15 protein-coding genes are annotated in these 13,001 nt (G+C 47.7%); 6 read left to right on the top strand and 9 right to left on the bottom strand.

Annotated elements, in window-relative coordinates:
* Nucleotides 1–18: 18 nt before the first annotated feature.
* The 6 genes from FJ023_05840 to FJ023_05815 all read right to left on the bottom strand — a co-directional run bounded on the left by FJ023_05840 (nt 19) and on the right by FJ023_05815 (nt 3,726).
* On the bottom strand, nt 19–276 hold the full coding sequence (locus FJ023_05840; protein MBM4446859.1) for an acyl carrier protein: 258 nt from the start codon (nt 274–276) through the stop codon (nt 19–21).
* Nucleotides 277–293: 17 nt separating this feature from the next.
* The gene (gene nusB, locus FJ023_05835; protein MBM4446858.1) at nt 294–746 is read right to left on the bottom strand and encodes a transcription antitermination factor NusB; all 453 of its coding nucleotides are present in this window, start codon (nt 744–746) and stop codon (nt 294–296) included.
* Nucleotides 733–1,884 (bottom strand): radical SAM protein, encoded by a 1,152-nt coding sequence (locus FJ023_05830; protein MBM4446857.1) that lies wholly within the window; start codon nt 1,882–1,884, stop codon nt 733–735. The genes nusB and FJ023_05830 overlap by 14 nt, the downstream gene beginning before the upstream one ends.
* A gap of 72 nt (nt 1,885–1,956) precedes the next feature.
* Nucleotides 1,957–2,901, bottom strand: a complete 945-nt coding sequence (fabD, locus tag FJ023_05825; GenBank protein ID MBM4446856.1) for an ACP S-malonyltransferase — start codon at nt 2,899–2,901, stop codon at nt 1,957–1,959.
* Nucleotides 2,902–3,003: 102 nt separating this feature from the next.
* On the bottom strand, nt 3,004–3,201 hold the full coding sequence (locus FJ023_05820) for a 50S ribosomal protein L32 (GenBank protein ID MBM4446855.1): 198 nt from the start codon (nt 3,199–3,201) through the stop codon (nt 3,004–3,006).
* Nucleotides 3,202–3,726: a DUF177 domain-containing protein gene (locus FJ023_05815; protein ID MBM4446854.1), complete on the bottom strand. Its 525-nt coding sequence runs from the start codon at nt 3,724–3,726 to the stop codon at nt 3,202–3,204. It lies immediately after the preceding gene.
* A gap of 147 nt (nt 3,727–3,873) precedes the next feature.
* On the opposite strand from FJ023_05815, the gene FJ023_05810 reads away from it, so the two are divergent.
* From FJ023_05810 to FJ023_05785, 6 genes are all read left to right on the top strand, one after another.
* Nucleotides 3,874–5,055 (top strand): M20 family metallopeptidase, encoded by a 1,182-nt coding sequence (locus tag FJ023_05810; GenBank protein ID MBM4446853.1) that lies wholly within the window; start codon nt 3,874–3,876, stop codon nt 5,053–5,055.
* Between the two features lie 205 nt (nt 5,056–5,260).
* The gene (rplI, locus tag FJ023_05805; protein ID MBM4446852.1) at nt 5,261–5,719 is read left to right on the top strand and encodes a 50S ribosomal protein L9; all 459 of its coding nucleotides are present in this window, start codon (nt 5,261–5,263) and stop codon (nt 5,717–5,719) included.
* The gene (dnaB, locus tag FJ023_05800; GenBank protein MBM4446851.1) at nt 5,712–7,082 is read left to right on the top strand and encodes a replicative DNA helicase; all 1,371 of its coding nucleotides are present in this window, start codon (nt 5,712–5,714) and stop codon (nt 7,080–7,082) included. The genes rplI and dnaB overlap by 8 nt, the downstream gene beginning before the upstream one ends.
* Before the next feature lie 12 nt (nt 7,083–7,094).
* Nucleotides 7,095–7,826: a DnaD domain protein gene (locus FJ023_05795; GenBank protein ID MBM4446850.1), complete on the top strand. Its 732-nt coding sequence runs from the start codon at nt 7,095–7,097 to the stop codon at nt 7,824–7,826.
* The gene (locus FJ023_05790; protein MBM4446849.1) at nt 7,741–9,168 is read left to right on the top strand and encodes an AAA family ATPase; all 1,428 of its coding nucleotides are present in this window, start codon (nt 7,741–7,743) and stop codon (nt 9,166–9,168) included. Before FJ023_05795 ends, FJ023_05790 begins: the two co-directional genes overlap by 86 nt.
* Before the next feature lie 57 nt (nt 9,169–9,225).
* Entirely contained in the window at nt 9,226–9,729 is a 504-nt protein-coding gene (locus tag FJ023_05785; GenBank protein ID MBM4446848.1) for an HNH endonuclease, read from the top strand.
* A gap of 2 nt (nt 9,730–9,731) precedes the next feature.
* On the opposite strand, the gene FJ023_05780 is transcribed toward FJ023_05785, so the two are convergent.
* The 3 genes from FJ023_05780 to lysA are packed head-to-tail and all read right to left on the bottom strand — an operon-like array spanning nt 9,732 to nt 12,941.
* Nucleotides 9,732–10,565, bottom strand: a complete 834-nt coding sequence (locus tag FJ023_05780) for a stage 0 sporulation family protein (GenBank protein ID MBM4446847.1) — start codon at nt 10,563–10,565, stop codon at nt 9,732–9,734.
* Entirely contained in the window at nt 10,565–11,608 is a 1,044-nt protein-coding gene (gene holB / locus FJ023_05775) for a DNA polymerase III subunit delta' (GenBank protein ID MBM4446846.1), read from the bottom strand. The genes FJ023_05780 and holB overlap by 1 nt, the downstream gene beginning before the upstream one ends.
* Nucleotides 11,609–11,615: 7 nt before the next feature.
* On the bottom strand, nt 11,616–12,941 hold the full coding sequence (gene lysA / locus FJ023_05770; GenBank protein ID MBM4446845.1) for a diaminopimelate decarboxylase: 1,326 nt from the start codon (nt 12,939–12,941) through the stop codon (nt 11,616–11,618).
* Nucleotides 12,942–13,001 lie beyond the last annotated feature (60 nt).

The following is a 13,001-nucleotide window of genomic DNA, read 5'->3' as shown; positions in this document are numbered from 1 at the left end:
TGGGATTATCAAGAGCATTTAATCTTCTATGCCGTAGTCGTGAAGGCAGTCAATGAGGTCCTGAACGGTAACGATTTTTTCGGTATCTTCGTCTGATATTTCCAACTTGCGTCTTGGTGTGCTGAATTCCTGTTCTATGGCGGTGATAAGCTCGGCCAAATCGGATGGGTCGATATTGAGGTCGTCAACAAAGGATGCCGAAGGCTCTATGGATTCCTCGTCAACGCCGAGTTGCTCTGCAATCATCTTCTTGAGCTTATCTGGAATTTGTGTCATTAGTTTCCTCTGTGCATTCAGGTTTGTTCAGTTTCTTTAATCGCTTCCTGTCGGTTCTCTTGCTGCATGCCAGCATTGACTACTGAGCCCAAAACCCCGTTGACAAATTTTTGAGAAGTATCACCACCAAAACTCTTAGCCAGCTCAACAGCTTCATTAATAGCTGCTTTGACTGGAACTCTATTATCGAATAAAATCTCAAAAATGGCAAGGCGGAGAATATTTCTATCTATAGGGGCTATTTGGTTGACGGGAAAGGCGGGAGCGAACCTTCGAATCATATCATCGATATTTTTCTTGTTCTTAAGGACTCCATTAACTAAGCTTCTGGCGAAATCGGCTGCTTCGCCAGGCAGGGCTTTTCCCTCTAGCAAGCGAGTCAAAATCTCATCCGGCTTGTGAGCCGAACAATCAAGCTCGTAAAGCGTCTGTAGAGCAATAGTCCTGGCTATCCGTCTAAATCCAGCCATTCTGATATTCATTCCTCAACAAATGAACGTTTCCTAGCTGTACCCGGCATAACCCGGCCTCTTTAGCTGCTTTTAAGCATCGCTCTGCATGCTGCAGCGAGGTAGTTGGCGAGTCAGTCATCAAGAAATCAGGGTGGAAAGCGAGAAGAGCGTAAGGTACATTCGGGTCTAAAGAGGCGATAAATTTGGCGATATTGGATACTTCCTGTTCGGCTATATAGCCAGGAATTAGCAAGGTACTGGCTATGAGAAAAGGCGGCTCAGGTCTTTTTCTTGCATAGCCGGCGAGAAGGCTGAAGTTGTCTAACGTTCTCTTGTTGCTTACGCCGCAAAGGGCGATGTGTAACTTCTCGTCCCAAGCTTTAAGATCAAATTTGATGCATCCGCCGGAATCAAGTGAAAGCTTAGCCGCTTGCTTGAGTAAAGCTGGATGCATTGAGCCGTTGGTTTCCCAGCAAATGCGGAGGATGCGCCCTTTATTTCTATCTAATGCCAGACGTGAAGCACGTAGGGCATGGGGTAATTGGGGTGTTGAGTCGCCACCAAAATAGCAGATGCAGGAGGTTCGGTCGTCAACTGCACCAGCTAGTTCCAAGGGGCTAACCCAGTCTTGCTTTATTGCTGCTGATCGGTAGTGCCAATTCTGGCAGAAGAGGCAATCAAAAGAGCAAGCTTGATAGAAAACGGCGAGATTATTATAACCGTGCTCTGGACCTGGGCAATAAGCGAAGTCAGGATACCCTGAACCTGTGCCGCCAGGGCAGACCCAGTCGGCAACGCAATTTGTAGGTAATGGGTCATAGTACCAGCTTACATTGCCTTTCTCTGCCGTGGCACCAGTGAGCTTCCCTGAGACGGCTATGCGTATGCCACAGTAACTCCTTTGCCCTTCTGGAAGTTGGCATTCATTAAGGCATAGGTGGCAAGCAACGCCATTTATTGTCTTTGGTGGTTGTAGCGGTAGGTTAAAGGACTGCCTTGATTTCTGATGTGCTTCCTGGATTGTGGGCTCGACCTTTTGGAAATCGTGGTGGATACAATCAGCACATAGACCAAGGGACTTGGAGATGAGGGCGGATTTCTTATCGCAGTGGTTACAGATGGCAGCAGTTTTGGGGGGCAAGCTAGGCTTTAGCATTTTGGCCATACCCCGAGATTTGACCGGTCTGGTTAAGCGCAGTTGCCACATCTGTGGTCTGGCGTGCAGCAATTATCCTCTGCGCCATCTTGTTATTTCGCTGATGGTTTGAGCGCTGCTGATGTTAAAGGTCTGTGCTCCGGGGCTGATTCGCTTAATCAACTTGGCTAGTGCCTCACCAGGCCCCATCTCAAAGAAGGTGGTTACACCTCGGGCGATCATAGTTTCAACAGATTGCTGCCATTGAACCGGGCGGACAATCTGGCTAACCAGCTCCTCCTTTATCGCTTCCAGGTCAGTAAGCGGCTGCGCAGCAACATTAGCCACAATAGGGACTGATGGTTTATTAAAGGTGAACTCCGAGATGGTATTTCTTAGCCTTTCTATGGCCGGCTCCATTAATGTGGAATTGAAAGGTCCGCTTGCCCTCAGTGGGAGGATGCGGCGAGCCCCCTTTATCTGTGCTAGCCTCTTGGCTTTAGTCAGGCTTTCTTGGGTTCCGCTGATGGTGACCTGGTCTGGAGCGTCAATATAGGCAATCTCAACACCTGTGGAGAAGCAGATGTTCTTGAAGACTTCTATATCTAGCCCGGTCATAGACACCATGCCACCGGCTGTTCTTTGTCCGGCTTCGTTCATTAATCGGCCTCTCTCGCGAATCAAACGCACGGTATCAGATAAGCTGAGAGCGCCAGCAGCTACCAGGGCTGCGTAGGTGCCCACGTCATGTCCAGCGACGAAAGTGGGCTCTGGTATGCCGTTGTTGCTAACCTCCTGAGCTGCTCTCAGGCAGGCAACGCTTGTGGCTAATACTGCTGGTTGGACATTGACGGTCTGCCTGAGGTCGTCTTGAGGGCCTTCAAAGCATACGCGAGATAGAGAGAAGCCCAGAGTTTTGTCAACTTCGTCGAAAATCTGTCGGGCTGAAGAGTAATGGACGTAAAGGTCTAACCCCATGCCTACGGAGTGGGATTCCTGTCCGGGGAAAACATAAGCGACTTTTATTGCTTCTACCATGCCTCCTCCTTGTAGCTCAGGTTCATCTAGAGGTCAATTATCTTCCTCAGTTTTACTTATCTAATGGTTTTTAGGGATTGTTATCTCTCTAAGACTAGTCATCTAGCTAGATGTTTTCTTTGGAGCCTTAATTTCAACCATTTCTCTTCCTGCATAAGTACCACAGGTGGGGCAAACATGATGAGGTAATTTGGGAGTGTGACATTGAGGGCAATCAACCAGTTTAGGGATGCTAAGAGCTAGGTGGCTGCGCCTTTTCCCCTGCCGCGATTTAGCATATTTTCTCTTTGGCAACGCCATTTAAGTTTTACTCTCCTTCCCCAAGCGAATTAGTTTTGACCAGCGTTGGTCATGAGTCTGAGACGGGCACTGACAGCGACCTTGGTTGAGGTCGTGCCCGCAGGATAAACAAATTCCAGCGCAATCTAGACGGCAAAGTGGCTTGGCAGGCATGGCCAATAAGGCATATTGGCGTATCACTTCGCTTAAGTCCAGCATGTGACTCTCATCAATAATAAGGTTATCAGACTGACCGGGTGAAGATAGGTCTTCTGATGTGCTTACGCTAGGAAGACATTCCTCTTCAAAGTCATAGATTACTTTATAATCAATCAGTTTGAGGCACCGACTGCAAATTCCTGTTACTAAGGTTTTCATCTCACCTTTAACCACGATGCCGCGATTGGTGCGGGTTAAGATTATAGCTCCCTTTACGGAATTTATGTCGTCCGTATCGAGGCTCCCGTCTATCTGATAGCTACAGCTTGCGCCTATCGGTTCCTTGAGTAACTGGGAAACACCAATGTTAAATCTATCTATTAACATTTATGATCTCGGCTCATTATAAGTTGAGATATTTTTAAAGTCAAGCTAACGTAGCTATCGGTAGGGACCGTCTTTTAACCGAGTGAACGTAGGTAGAATGTGCTGGGCTCGTGGAGTATAATGAGTCCTTGTGGGGCAGAGTTAAAAGTGGCGAATAAGGCTCTTTCAAAGGTGGAACTTAAAGCTGAGGTAAGCAGGCAGGTAGAACAACAGCGCCAGGAACTCATTGAATTAAGCCTCAAGATTCATGCCAATCCAGAGTTGGGTTTCAAGGAAGAAAAGGCATCAGGCTGGTTGACCAGCTACCTGGCAGGAAAAGGCTTTCAGGTAGAAAACGGGATCGGGAATTTACCTACCGCTTTCAAGGCAGCCTATGGCAGCAGTAAACCTGTAATTGCTTTGCTTGCTGAATATGACGCCTTACCTGAGATTGGACATGCCTGCGGCCATAATATAATAGCTGCCTCGGCAGTAGGGGCTGCTGCGGCTAGCAGATGTATTGTTGATGATTATGGTGGGTCGGTTGTTGTTTTCGGTACACCTGCAGAGGAGCTTTTTGGTGGTAAGGTCTTCATGTTGAAGGCTGGTGTTTTTGACGGAGTTGATGTGGCTATGATAATGCACCCCGGGGTGCGAGACACAGCGACTACCGAAGCACTCGCCTGTATTGGACTGGAGGTTCAATTTTTGGGCAAGGCGGTTCATGCGGCTGCCTATCCTGAGCAGGGAATAAATGCGCTCGAAGCTATGATCTTGGCATTTAACGCTGTGAATTCACTCCGCCAGCATATCAAAAACAAGGCTCGGATTCATGGCATAATTACGCATGGTGGTGAGGCGGCTAATGTAGTGCCAGCATATTCAGCAGCCGCATTTCTCGTTCGTGCTATGGATAATGCCTATCTTGATGAGTTGAAACAAAAGGTTTTAAATTGCTTTGAAGGGGCAGCGCTAGCTACAGGTGCCAGATTGGACTACAGGTGGGGGGAGGTAGTCTATGCTCCGATGAAAAATAACTTGGCCTTAGCTAAGCTATTTGCTCAGAACTTGGAATCGTTGGGTCGCAAAGTGGAACCTTTTGAACCTCACTTTGGTTTCGGTAGCACTGATATGGGCAATGTTAGCCAGCTTATACCTGCCATTCATCCTTCGGTTGCCATTGTTCTCCCTAACGTGCTGTTGCATTCATCAGACTTTGCCTTAGCTGCTGCCTCGGAGTCAGGACACGAGGGGCTGTTAGTTGCGGCTAAAGCTCTGGCTATGACGATTGCTGACCTTCTAAGTGAGTCTCAAACCCTAGCCAAGGTTAAGGATGAATTCTCCGGCTAGTCATCTTAGCGCATATGTTTAGGTCTTGCTCTGCAGTTGATGGTTATTAACATGCAACAAAAATTTTTGGCATTGGTGGTTGAAACACCTTTGTTGCTGCTAGGCAAAAGTTGGGTGAAAATTATAAAATATGGTTACAAATCACATCTTCTGACGATCTTGGAAATTATTAGGCCAATTTTAAGATCTAGATGGGGGTTATAGAATGAAGGTTATTTTTCTGAAGGATGTACCTAAGGGCAAAATGGGAGAGATAAAAGAGGTAGCCGATGGTTATGCTAGGAACTTTCTGTTTCCTAAAGGTCTAGCTTTGCCAGCCACACCCTCGGCTACAAAAGCGGCTAGAGTGTTATCTGATGAGAAAGCAGAGCGCCAGGCTCGCCAGCGGGAGGAGCTAAGTAGGATAGCTCAGGAGCTGGAAGGCAAAGAGCTGTATTTCAAGGCTAAGGCAGGTGCTAAAGGTCGCCTTCATGGTGCTATTACCAGTGCTAATATAGCTGATGAACTCTCTAAGCTCACAGGTTTTGAGGTCGATAAGAAAATGGTTGAGCTGGAGGAGCCTTTGCACCATCTCGGCAGCTACGATGTGACAATTAATCTAGGCACAGGTTCGGAGGCTAAAGTCAAAATAGTCATTGAGGAAGAGACAACTAAAAGTGATTAACGACAATTTACCCCCGCATGATGTTGAAGCTGAGAAAGCGGTGCTTGGCTCTCTACTTATTGATAGTGATGGCATATTCAAGGTTGCTACATTTCTTAGGCCGGAGGACTTCTTCACGCCTGACAATCAGTGGGTTTATGATGCTTGCTTCACTATTTACCAGCGTAATGAGGGTATAAATCAGATAACCGTAGCTCATGAATTAGCACAGAAAGGCAGGTTAGAAGAGGCTGGTGGGGCTGCCTATTTAAGTCATCTGGTCTCTATGGTACCGACATCTCTTCATATTGAGTATTATGCGCAAATTGTGTCTAGATTGGCCGTTATGCGACGGCTAATCAGCGCTGGCAGTCAGATTACCGCTCTTGGCTATGAAGATGATGCTGAGGTTGATGTTGCTCTCAGTAGAGCGGATGACATCCTGTTTAAAGTAAGGCAGCGGCAAAGTCGTCAGGATTTTGTGCCTATTCGCCAGATTCTCGGTCAGTATTTTGAGGAAGTCGGGCCAGCCCAACCTCGGGAAGAAGCGATTCCTCACGTCATTACCTACTTCACTGCTTTGGATGATTTCCTGGGCGGGTTGCAGCGCTCCGATCTCATTGTTTTGGCTGCTCGGCCAAGTGTGGGCAAGACCAGTTTAGCTCTCAATATTGCCAGGAACGCAGCTATCAACCAAAAGGCCTGTGTGGCTTTATTTAGCCTGGAGATGTCGCGGCAAGCTGTCGTCCAGCGTCTTCTATCTAATGAGGCAAATGTGGATTCTAGAAGCGTTCGTTTAGGGACATATACAGAAAAAGAAGAGCGAAGAATCATGGAGGCTAGTGGCATCCTCTCCGAAGTGCCTATCTATATTGATGACTCACCTCAACTGCGAGTGGTGGAGATGCGAGGTAAGGCTCAGCGACTTCATCGCGAACGCACTGTTGATTTGGTTATCGTTGATTATCTGCAACTTATACAGGGAGCGGCCAGAAGTGAGAGTCGAGTGCAGGAGCTAAGTGAGATAACGCGCTCGTTGAAGGCACTTGCTCGTGAGATAGACGCACCGGTGTTAGCTATTTCACAACTTAGTAGAGCCGTGGAGTGGCGAGCGTCACATAAACCTCAACTCTCCGACCTCAGGGATAGCGGCAGCATCGAGCAAGATGCTGATGTGGTCCTCTTTATCTCTCGCGATGAAATGCGTTTTACTGAAGACCAATGGAAACAAGAGCATGATATTGAGGCAGAGCCGTACCCCAGAGGGATAGCAGATGTCCTTATAGCCAAGCATCGTAATGGGCCTACGGGTGAAATTAAATTACGTTTTGTCTCTAGGACAGCCAAATTCGAAGACGTAGAGGCTGAATTCAGTGCAGCTTAAGGATTGTTGGAGATGAAAAGCGTGACCAGGAAAGTATTTTCTGGATTCCCAGCGAGGGCTGAAGTTACTCCAATACCTAATTTGTTCTTCACTGCAGTAGTGCCACAAATTGATGACATCGCCGAGCTTAAAACAATATTGCACGTTTTCTGGCTGCTCAGCCGTCGCCGTGGCTATCCTCAGTTTGTAACCTATAGTGAATTTCTGTCAGACCCTATACTTATGGGTGCCATAGAGGCAGGAGCCAAGCCCAAAGACGAAGTGCTTCGTCAAGCATTGGACCAAGCCGTGCAGCATGGTATTATGCTGCACCTGAGGATTGACAGAGATGGGCAGCCGGAAGATGCCTATTTCATTAACAGTGAAACTGCGAAGGAGATAGTTAGTAAAATTCAGCAAGGCAAACTTCCGCAGCTGGTTTTGGTAGCCAGGAAAGGTGAGGAGGCGGAAATCAAGCCGCTGCCGAACATTTTCAGCCTTTATGAACAAAACATAGGCATGCTTACGCCTATGATCGACGGGTACCTCAAGGAGGCGGAGAAGCTTTATCCTCCAGAGTGGATTGAGAGTGCCTTTAAGGAGGCTGTCGCCTTAAATAAGCGTAGCTGGAAATATATTGCGCGTATTTTAGAACGATGGGCTATCGAAGGCAAAGACGATGGAAAGCCTAGGAGAGATTTTAAAAAAGAGGACGACCGAGACAAATACATCAGGGGCAAATACGGACACATGGTCCAGCGGTGAGCCGGGAGAAGAAAGCTTGACTGGTTCAGCGTGCCCCATATGTAAAGGAGCTGGTTTTGTACATCCTTTATCAGCTTCGGGACAGACTGATTTCAGTCGAGTTGTGCCATGTCAGTGCAGTCGCCAGGATTTGAAAAAGGAGAAGCTGGCTCAGCTTCAGCAATATAGTAATCTTGGTGCTTTGTCTCGGTTAACCTTCGATAACCTCTTGCCGACTGGTAGATACGATGAAGCCGCAGTACAGCAGAATTTCACACGGGCCTATGAAGCTGCCAAGGCTTTTGCCGATGAACCGAAGGGATGGCTGATCTTGGTTGGCCCGAGCGGTTGTGGCAAAACACACCTTGCTTGCGCCATCGCCAATTACCGGCTGATCCTGGGGCAGCCAGCTTTCTATATAGGTGCCGCTGACCTTTTGGACCACCTTCGGAGTGCTTTTAGCCCCAGCAGTGAGATTGCCCATGACGAGCTGTTTGAGCGTGTGAAAAATGCGCCGCTTTTAGTATTGGATGATTTGACTATGGCAGCCACCACCCCTTGGGCCAAGGGGAAATTGGAGCAGCTGCTCGATTATCGATTCAATGTCCGCTTGCCTACAGTTATCACTACCGATGTGCCAGTTGAAAAGTTTGATGAGAGTTTACGAGGCCATCTGGCTGACTCTGAGCTATGTAATATATGTGTTATTCAGGGGAAGTCCGCGTTGACTTTGGAGCATCTTGGCAGCATAGAGTTAGAGGCATTGCGCGAGAAGGCCTTCAATAATTTTGATTATAAGCTCTTGGATCTCTCGCCTGAGGAGCGCCAGAGCCTGGAGCGAGCCTATCACGGTGCAGTCAATTTTGCTAAATCTCCGGAGGGCTGGTTGATTTTCATGGGTATCAATGGATGTGGCAAAACACACCTGGCAGCCGCCATTTACAATCATCTGCGCCGCGAGGGTAAATCAGTCTTGTTCATTGTGGTTACTGATCTCCTCGATTATTTGCGCTCCACTTTTAATCCGGAGAGCAGGGTGTCCTATGATGAGCTCTTTGAAAAAATCAAGAAGGCTCCGGTGCTTATTCTTGATGATTTTGGTGAGCAGGCAGCCACGCCGTGGGCTCAGGAAAAGCTCTATCAGCTAATAAATTATCGCTATAATGCTAGGTTAGCCACGGTGATCACCACCTGTTTTGACTTGGATAGTATTGAAAGACGTATCGGCTCACGGATGGTTGACCCCAGACTCAGCCTTGTATTAAATATCAATGCACCTGATCATCGGGGTGATATAAAGTCGCCACTGGCTCGTGAAGCCAAGACACAGCAACGGTACTCGCGGCGGGGTCGATTGTCTTAGCTGTTGTCGGCCAAAAGTTTTCCTGCTAAAATAACCTAGATTAGCTAGGAAAGAGCCGTGGTAAACTCGCCAGTTCTGGTACTTAATCAGAATTATGAACCGCTTAATATCTGCAGAGTACGCAGGGCTATAGTTTTGCTGTTTTGTGGCAAGGCTGAGGTTTTGGAGAATGGGCGAGGTAATCTCCATTCCATTGATGATATTTTCGATGTTCCCTCGGTGATTCGGCTTGGTTATTTTATTAGGCGACCGCGGCAGCAGCGTAAGTTGACCAAGCTTGAAGTTTTCAATCGCGACCGGTATGCTTGTCAATACTGTGGTCGGGAGAGTAAGGAACTCACTTTAGATCATGTTATACCGCGGCGGCGTGGTGGTGAGCATAGCTGGGAAAACGTGGTAAGCGCTTGTATACCTTGTAATCGTCGGAAGGCCGGACGAACGCCAATAGAGGCTGGGATGCCACTACTTCACCAACCTAGACCACCACACAACGATGGCTTCTACGTGCCTTACCAGTACATCCGTGTGCATACCGAGTGGCAGAAATATCTTCCTCAGTAAATCTAAGTTTTTGTTTGCTGCTTATCGTCTGCTGCTTTTTCACGCCAGGCTATCTGGCTAAGAGGCAATTCTACGGTACTCCCTGTTTCTAATTCCACGGTCACTGTTTCTTTAATCGGATTAAAGCTGACTACTTTAGCATTTCCCAAGGCCGTAGACACCTCCTGACGCAATGGGGGCATCTTTTCTTTCATAGCTCGGTATTGTTCATATTCATAGCCCAAGCAACAGAGGAGCCGACCGCAGATACCAGACGTTTTCATTGGGTTTAGTGCTATATCTTGCTCCTTTGCCATCTTAATGGAAACCGGCGCAAACTCGCTGAGGAAGGTGGTACAGCACAAGGGTAAACCGCATTTACCTAAGCCGCCGACTAACTTTGCCTCGTCTCTAGCTCCAACTTGCCTTAGTTCGACTCGTGTCTTTAGGTTGCGGCTTAACTCCCGAACGAGCTCGCGAAAATCCACTCTTTTCTCGGCACTGAAGAAGATGGTGAGATGGCTTCCGTCCAAATTATATTGAGCTGAAATCGGTTTCATTGGCAAGTTGAGTCTTTCGATTAGTTCTCGGCATTTGGCTATGGCGTTTGTTGCCCTTTCTTGTTGCCGCTGAGCTTTCTCCATGTCCTCCGCCTGTGCTTTGCGGGCAATGGGTTTCAATGGTTCGGTTATTTCACTGTGAATAACTTGTTTTGGGGAGATGACCACTTTGCCCAGTTCATAGCCACGGCTGGTCTCAACAACCACATTGTCATTTATTTCCACGGGGATATTCATGGCGTCAAAATAGTAGACTTTGCCAGCTTGATTAAAACGAACTCCAACTATTTCTGACATTATAATCTTACGGGCTTTGGTAATGTTATTTGACCCAGTGCCCTCTCCTTTCTAGGCATGTTAAGCATCAATATTTCAAACACTAAGCGCAGGTTAGCATTTATGGCGATTTGGTTTAACGCTTGTTGCAGCCTATTGATGAAGTCCTTAATCTCCAATAAGCTTAGCACCTGTGCCCATTTCTCAAGTATGGGTGCATAGTCAACATTAGTGATGGCATGCTCGCAGCCGCATTTAGTCAGCATCACATCGCGCCACCATGCGAACCAGAGCTTTATCATCTCCTCGGCCGACTTACGGTCATTCCCGAGCTTAGCGGCATAGTTGAAGCGCTCTTCCCAGCCAGAATCTAGCAAAGAGAACATTTCGGTTAGCCTTTGATTCCGCTGTGCAAGGTAACTATCATCCATATAAACTGTTAGTGCCCAGCCAAGGCAGCCCTGAGACAATCGGGCCAAGAGTTTAGCTCTATCGCTGTCAACGCCATAGGCCTCGATGAGTATCTTCTCTATTTCCTCGTTAGACACTGGCTTCAATTTTATCCGCTGGCAGCGAGAGATCACTGTGGGCAAGAGCCGCAGCTCTTCGGCGGTCAAGAGAAGTATCATTACGTAGGGTGGAGGTTCTTCTATGGTTTTGAGCAAGCAGTTGGCCGCCTCGCTAGACAAATATTCAGCGCCGTCAATAACAAACACTTTATGTTTACCCTCGAAAGGAGGCAAGCTGGCATTGCGCTGGAGCTCCCTAATATCATCTATGCTAATCTCAACCCGTGATTTTGCATCCCCTGAATCTTTGGCTGAGTTCAAACCTATAATTGTAATATCGGCATGCTTGCCGTTGGCAATTCTTTTACAGGACTGGCACTCACCACAAGGTGGCTCGCTGCCTTGACAGTTCACTGCTCTGGTTAAATCAAGTGCCAATGTTGTCTTACCTATGTGTGCTGCTCCAACAAAAAGGTAAGCATGAGCCAAATTGCCGGTTTGAAGACTATGTTCAAATAAAGCTAATGCTTCTGGTTGACCAATCGTTTGCCACATATCTTTTCTAAATTAAGTCTAATCTCATCAAGTCCTTATAGCTCTCGCGCTTCCGGATGAGTCGGGCTTTGCCGTCTCTGACCATCACAACGGCTGGCCTGGGCACCATGTTATAGTTGCTCGACATGGGGATAGCATAAGCGCCGCTGACCGGTATAGCGATAATATCTCCCGGTGACACTGGAGCCAGGTTTACGTCTTTGGCAAGTATGTCACCTGACTCGCAATATTTACCGGCTATAGTGACTTTTGTTGACTCATCATCGCTGACCTTGTTTGCCACCAAGACTTCATATCTCGCTTCATAAAGAGCTGGGCGTATGTTGTCTCCCATGCCGCCGTCCACACATACATATTTCCGCACCCCGGGAATCTCTTTTATTGAACCGACAGTATACAAAGCCACGCCGGCTTGTGCCACGATGGCTCTTCCGGGTTCGATGATTAGCTTTGGGCGTGTCAAGCCAAGCTCACTGACTAGACCTGAAACCCTGGCAGTTATGGCTTCGGCATAGTCAGCTATGTCTGGTGCCTGTGATTCTACCGTATACCGGACGGCAAAGCCACCGCCGGGGCTGAATTCGTCGAGATGAAAATCATGCTTGGTTTTCATTTCCTTGGCAAAATTAAAGATAAGGCTTATGGCTATCTGATAGGAGGAGGTATCGGGAATCGGTGAGCCGAGGTGAAAGTGAAGGCCCACGAGCTCAATGTTTGAAGCTGACGTGGCTTTGGCTACTGCCGTCTCAGCCTGTCCGGTAGCTAGCGGAAAGCCAAATTTGCTATCCAGTATGCCGGTCGTAGTATGTCGGTGAGTATGAGGGTCAACTCCCGGATTAAGGCGGAGTAGAATGGCCTGTCTAACTCCCACATCGCGAGCCAATGAATTAAGCAGTTCCAGCTCATCCAAATTGTCAACTACAATTCGCCCGATTCCCCAATCTAGAGCTAGCTTTAGCTCATCGCCAGTCTTATTATTTCCATGGAAATACACCTTTTCTGGGGGGAAGTCTATCGACTGAGCCACGCTCATCTCTCCGCCAGAGACAACATCTAGGCCCAGGTCTTCTTCTTTGAAGATAATGGCTATAGCACGATTCAGGAAAGCCTTTGATGCATATATGACAAGTGTGTTCGAATAACGCTTGGTGAATTCAGCCTTGAACTCCTGGCACTTGGAGCGAAGAGTGGCCTCGTCGAAAACATAAAGTGGGGTGCCGAATTTTTTAGCCAGCTCAACACAGTCGCAGCCACCAATATGAAGGTGACCGTGATTGTCAACCTCCTTTGTTAACGGAAACAGGGAAAGCTTCGATAAATCGCTTCGGCGCATTGAAACAATATCACAGCTATCAGCATATATAATCTGTAACCATTATACTATCCTCGTAGT

It is taken from the genome of Chloroflexota bacterium (genome assembly GCA_016875875.1).
Classification (GTDB): domain Bacteria; phylum Chloroflexota; class Dehalococcoidia; order GIF9; family UBA5629; genus 9FT-COMBO-48-23.
The sequence above is the reverse complement of the archived record's forward strand: the minus strand, read 5'-3'. Positions and strand labels throughout refer to the sequence as shown.

What these genes read in the sequence shown, in the direction of transcription:
- FJ023_05840 (MBM4446859.1), bottom strand. Translation starts at nt 276, where the DNA reads ATGACACAAATTCCAGATAAGCTCAAGAAGATGATTGCAGAGCAACTC.
- nusB (MBM4446858.1), bottom strand. Translation starts at nt 746, where the DNA reads ATGGCTGGATTTAGACGGATAGCCAGGACTATTGCTCTACAGACGCTT.
- FJ023_05830 (MBM4446857.1), bottom strand. Translation starts at nt 1,884, where the DNA reads ATGCTAAAGCCTAGCTTGCCCCCCAAAACTGCTGCCATCTGTAACCAC.
- fabD (MBM4446856.1), bottom strand. Translation starts at nt 2,901, where the DNA reads ATGGTAGAAGCAATAAAAGTCGCTTATGTTTTCCCCGGACAGGAATCC.
- FJ023_05820 (MBM4446855.1), bottom strand. Translation starts at nt 3,201, where the DNA reads ATGGCGTTGCCAAAGAGAAAATATGCTAAATCGCGGCAGGGGAAAAGG.
- FJ023_05815 (MBM4446854.1), bottom strand. Translation starts at nt 3,726, where the DNA reads ATGTTAATAGATAGATTTAACATTGGTGTTTCCCAGTTACTCAAGGAA.
- rplI (MBM4446852.1), top strand. Translation starts at nt 5,261, where the DNA reads ATGAAGGTTATTTTTCTGAAGGATGTACCTAAGGGCAAAATGGGAGAG.
- FJ023_05795 (MBM4446850.1), top strand. Translation starts at nt 7,095, where the DNA reads ATGAAAAGCGTGACCAGGAAAGTATTTTCTGGATTCCCAGCGAGGGCT.
- FJ023_05790 (MBM4446849.1), top strand. Translation starts at nt 7,741, where the DNA reads ATGGAAAGCCTAGGAGAGATTTTAAAAAAGAGGACGACCGAGACAAAT.
- FJ023_05780 (MBM4446847.1), bottom strand. Translation starts at nt 10,565, where the DNA reads ATGTCAGAAATAGTTGGAGTTCGTTTTAATCAAGCTGGCAAAGTCTAC.
- holB (MBM4446846.1), bottom strand. Translation starts at nt 11,608, where the DNA reads ATGTGGCAAACGATTGGTCAACCAGAAGCATTAGCTTTATTTGAACAT.
- lysA (MBM4446845.1), bottom strand. Translation starts at nt 12,941, where the DNA reads ATGCGCCGAAGCGATTTATCGAAGCTTTCCCTGTTTCCGTTAACAAAG.